Raw genomic sequence first — 3654 nt, 5'->3', positions numbered from 1 at the left:
CGATCAACCCCCATGACGCCCTGGACGACCGCGCACGGACGACCGTGGACAACTGGCCGGTGGTGACCATCGTGTGGCATGAGCCGACGGCCCCCAAGCGGGTCCATGACGCCTATGCGGCCCTCCGGGAGGGCCTGGACGTGGTGAGCCGTCTCCGGGAGGAGTTCCGGGAGTTGCGGACGGCCGACGAACGCCAGGAGCGGGAGCGGCGGGAGGCTCACGCGGCCCACCTGGCGGGCGGCCCGGCCCCCAAGGCGTACAAGCGCGTGGACGACCTGGCCCAGCGGGAGGACAAACTCCTGGCCCTCCAGGCGGCCCAGACCGGACCCGGGAGCTGAGGGCCCAGTACGACGCCATGGAGACGGACCCGGCGTCATGGCGGAGGAGCGGGACGCCCTGGTGAAGGCCCTGGAGGGCGAACACGCCCGCATGGCGGAGCTGGCCGTGGAGGCCGAACGCGCGTACCAGCGGTTCGCGGCCGTCAGGGCCCGCGCGGAGTACCTGTCCCTGGAGCTGGGCGACGTGGAGGCCCCGGCGGGACTGAAGTACGCCAACGACGACGTGACCGACGGAAGCGAGTGGGGCGCGATCCTCCACGTGGCGCAGTCCACGGACCCGCGCGTAACGGGGGAGTGGCTGGTCTCCGCCCTTCGGGACGCCACCTCCAAGGCGTGAACGCCCACCTGGGGGCCTGGCGACAGGGCCGGGCCCCCTTCCCCTGCCTGGGCCCTGGCGGGCCCCCAGAGAGGCCCTGGAGGCTGACGTGAACTTTGTTGCCTGGCTCCCGGAGCAGACGGACCGGGAGGACGCCACGGGCCGTGTCGCCGTGGCCGTCGCCAACCACCTGGCGGAGGGGTGGACGCCCCGGTCCGGCTCCGTGGATGAGGTCCGCAAGCTGGCCCCGGTGTTGGGCCTGGACCTGGCGGACGTGGACGCGGCGGACGCCCGGTACCGGGCGGGCCACATGGAGAACCCATTGCGACCGGAGGAGCTGGAGATGGGGGCCGCCCGATGACGTACCGGTCACCGGCCAACACCCGCCGGGAAGTGCTGAGTTGGCTACAGGCTCACCGGGACCCGTCGGTCACGGCCCTGACGCACCGGGCCCGCATCCTGGCGGCCCTGGCCGTGGAGCGCCCGGAGCTGGTGGCCGCCATCACCAGCACGGAGTTCCGGGGCCTGTGTGCCCACGTCTTCAAGGACCCGCGTGGAGCCCACGTTCCCGGGTTCGTCCGCCACGGCCGGGGTACGGCCGACCCCAAGGGAGTGACCGCGTGAGTCATCAGCGAACCAACGAACGGGTGGCCGCCGTGGCCGCTGAAGTCGTGGCCCGGCTGGGTGCCACGCATACCGACGGCCCGGACCCCGCCACGGCGTCCATGTCCACGGCTGTCCGTGTGGGCCGTGGCGGGCTGGACCCGACGGCCCGGCCGGAGAGCCAGGACCCGGCCGAGCTGGCCAGCCGTGTCCCGCGTGACGTGCGGACCGGCGGCACCGTCCGGCCGAGTGGGGCCGTGGCCTGGCTCGCATGAGCCGGACGACCCCGTGGGACCTGGGGGATACCCCCCTCCAGGGCGGCCGGGACATCGAAGCGTGATAGCGGCCCTGTCTCTGTACGGGTTCCAAGGTCTGTGAGCGACCTGAACGGCCGCCACACGTGGCTTCTGACCTGGGTGGATGCCGCTCCGGACCACACGCCGGAGTGGGCCATAACAGGGCTTTCGCTGGACACCCCAAGGGCCCCGATCCGTCCCCGCGTGGGGCTGATCGGGGCCCTTGGGCGTACCCGGAGCCGGTTACGGAGCGCTCAGCCGGCCGTCAACCCAGAGTGATTACGCTCGCCAACTTCCCTGGCTCTAGACGCCCTTGACGGCCTCGGCCCGCCGGGTGATGGTCGTGGAACGTCATAGAACCCACAGGAGGGCGGAGCCAGTCATGGCGCTACGGTTCATCGCAAAGGACCCGAACACCAACGGGACGCAGTGCCCCACGGCTTGGGTGGACGACGAAGCGGAGGAGATCGTCATTCAGGGCTGGAAGGCCGGGGAAGCGCTCTTGGCCCAGTGCCGGGAGACGGGCCCGATCCCGGAGACGGAGGCAGTGGTACGACTGCCCATCCGCATGGTGCCCGCACTGAGGGAGGCATGTGATGTCGCAGACCGACTTGGCGTTCACTGACCTACTCGCCAAGACGCATCACTCAGCCGTTCACCTGGAGATGCGGGACTCCTACGGGATTGGGGAGGAGGCGTCCGAGTTCGAGCGGTGGCGCTCCGGCTGGCGGCCCGATCCGGACCCGGCTACGTGGTGGAACGACTTCCACACTTGGGTCCGTGACGCGACGGCCCGAGGGGTGGTGTTCCGCCGGGCCCGCATCGTGTCTGAGCCGGTGAGTGAGTACATCCGTTACGAACACGCCTGCACGTACCAGAACGTGGCGGCCGGGGAACTGGTCCGGTGGCTCCCGCGCCGGAGTGCGTCGGACATTGCGCTCCCCGGAAATGACTTCTGGCTCTTTGACGGTCGCGTAATCATGTGGAACCACTTCACAGGTGAGGGCGGTTCGGCCGGGCCGGAGTTGGACGAGCGTCCCGAGGTGGCGAAGCTGTGCGCGTCGGCATTCGATGCCGTATGGGAGCGTGCTACGCCGCACGAGGACTACAAGATCCGATAGACCGATCAGCACATGCCCGCGTCCCCGTCATCAAGCGTCCAGGCTGCCCGTAAGGCGGTTGCCGACCGGCTCCGGGAGATCCGGAGGGACGCGGGCCTGACCGGCCATGCCCTGGCCAAGAGGGCCGGTTGGTACAAGTCCAAGGTGTCCCGGCTGGAGAACGCCGTGACCCCGCCATCGGACGACGACATACGCCGTTGGTGCGCAGCGTGCCAGGCGGAGGACCAGGCCGCCGACCTGATCGCGGCGGCCCGGTCGGCCGACAACATGTATGTGGAGTGGCGGCGGGTCCAGCGCACGGGTCTGCGCAGGCTTCAGGAGTCGTACGTCTCCCTGTACGAGCGCACGCGGGTGTTCCGGACCTACTGCGCCAACGTCGTCCCCGGCGTCCTCCAGACACACGAGTACGCCACGGCCCTACTGCGGTCCATCAGTCAGTTTCACGAGACGCCGGACGACGTGGCGGACGCCGTGGAGGCCCGGTTGGCCCGGTCGGCGCGCGTCGTGCGGGAGGGAGACCACCGGTTCGCCCTGGTCCTGGAGGAGTCGGTCCTCCGGCACCGTGTGGGCGACGCGGAGACGATGGCGGGCCAGTTGGGATACCTGCTGTCCGCCATGGCGTTCCCGTCGGTCTCACTGGGGGTGATCCCGTTCTCCGCAGAACGGCGCATGTGGATGATCGAAACGTTCACCGTGTACGACGAAGAACAGGCGGAAGCGGAGTTGTTGACGGCCCGTGTGAACGTGACCGCCCCGACGGAGGTACGCCAGTACCTGAAGGCGTTCGGGGAGTTCTCCCGCCTGGCGGTCTACGGAGCCGATGCAAGGGCCTTGATCACATCCGCCATCGACGCCCTGGAGTGATCCGTGTGGAACTCCGTGGAACTTCCTTGGGTTGGTTCCTCCGGCGTCCCTAGCGTGCTGGTCATGGCAACTACCGAGAGAGCCCAGGAGACGACGGCCGGTAGCGAAGTGCCGGT

General features: G+C 69.6%; 7 protein-coding genes. All 7 read left to right on the top strand.

The genetic code is table 11. The features are described from left to right. A partial coding sequence (locus GFH49_RS39480; RefSeq protein WP_196218109.1) for a hypothetical protein occupies positions 1-338 on the top strand: 338 nt, incomplete at its 5' end. A 37-nt stretch (positions 339-375) separates the two neighbouring features. After that, on the top strand, positions 376-675 hold the full coding sequence (locus GFH49_RS24370) for a hypothetical protein (RefSeq protein ID WP_155056176.1): 300 nt from the start codon (positions 376-378) through the stop codon (positions 673-675). Positions 676-763: 88 nt separating this feature from the next. After that, a complete protein-coding gene (locus GFH49_RS24365) occupies positions 764-1015 on the top strand; it encodes a hypothetical protein (protein WP_155056177.1) in 252 nt (83 codons plus the stop codon). Continuing rightward, complete coding sequence (locus GFH49_RS24360; RefSeq protein ID WP_155056178.1) at positions 1012-1278, top strand: hypothetical protein; 267 nt, start codon at positions 1012-1014, stop codon at positions 1276-1278. Before GFH49_RS24365 ends, GFH49_RS24360 begins: the two co-directional genes overlap by 4 nt. Next, positions 1275-1532: a hypothetical protein gene (locus tag GFH49_RS24355; RefSeq protein ID WP_155056179.1), complete on the top strand. Its 258-nt coding sequence runs from the start codon at positions 1275-1277 to the stop codon at positions 1530-1532. Before GFH49_RS24360 ends, GFH49_RS24355 begins: the two co-directional genes overlap by 4 nt. A 617-nt stretch (positions 1533-2149) precedes the next feature. Further along, on the top strand, positions 2150-2674 hold the full coding sequence (locus GFH49_RS24350) for a DUF6879 family protein (protein WP_155058219.1): 525 nt from the start codon (positions 2150-2152) through the stop codon (positions 2672-2674). A gap of 12 nt (positions 2675-2686) precedes the next feature. Then, a complete protein-coding gene (locus tag GFH49_RS24345) occupies positions 2687-3538 on the top strand; it encodes a helix-turn-helix domain-containing protein (protein ID WP_155058218.1) in 852 nt (283 codons plus the stop codon). The last annotated feature ends 116 nt before the right edge of the window (positions 3539-3654 follow it).

This window comes from Streptomyces blattellae (genome assembly GCF_009709555.1).
Taxonomy (GTDB): domain Bacteria; phylum Actinomycetota; class Actinomycetes; order Streptomycetales; family Streptomycetaceae; genus Streptomyces; species Streptomyces blattellae.
This window is presented reverse-complemented; position numbering and strand designations above follow the sequence as displayed.

Bases quoted from the DNA above. Each gene is read 5' to 3' on its own strand.
- GFH49_RS24360 (WP_155056178.1), top strand. From the start codon at position 1,012: ATGACGTACCGGTCACCGGCCAACACCCGCCGGGAAGTGCTGAGTTGG.
- GFH49_RS24345 (WP_155058218.1), top strand. From the start codon at position 2,687: ATGCCCGCGTCCCCGTCATCAAGCGTCCAGGCTGCCCGTAAGGCGGTT.
- GFH49_RS24350 (WP_155058219.1), top strand. From the start codon at position 2,150: ATGTCGCAGACCGACTTGGCGTTCACTGACCTACTCGCCAAGACGCAT.
- GFH49_RS24370 (WP_155056176.1), top strand. From the start codon at position 376: ATGGCGGAGGAGCGGGACGCCCTGGTGAAGGCCCTGGAGGGCGAACAC.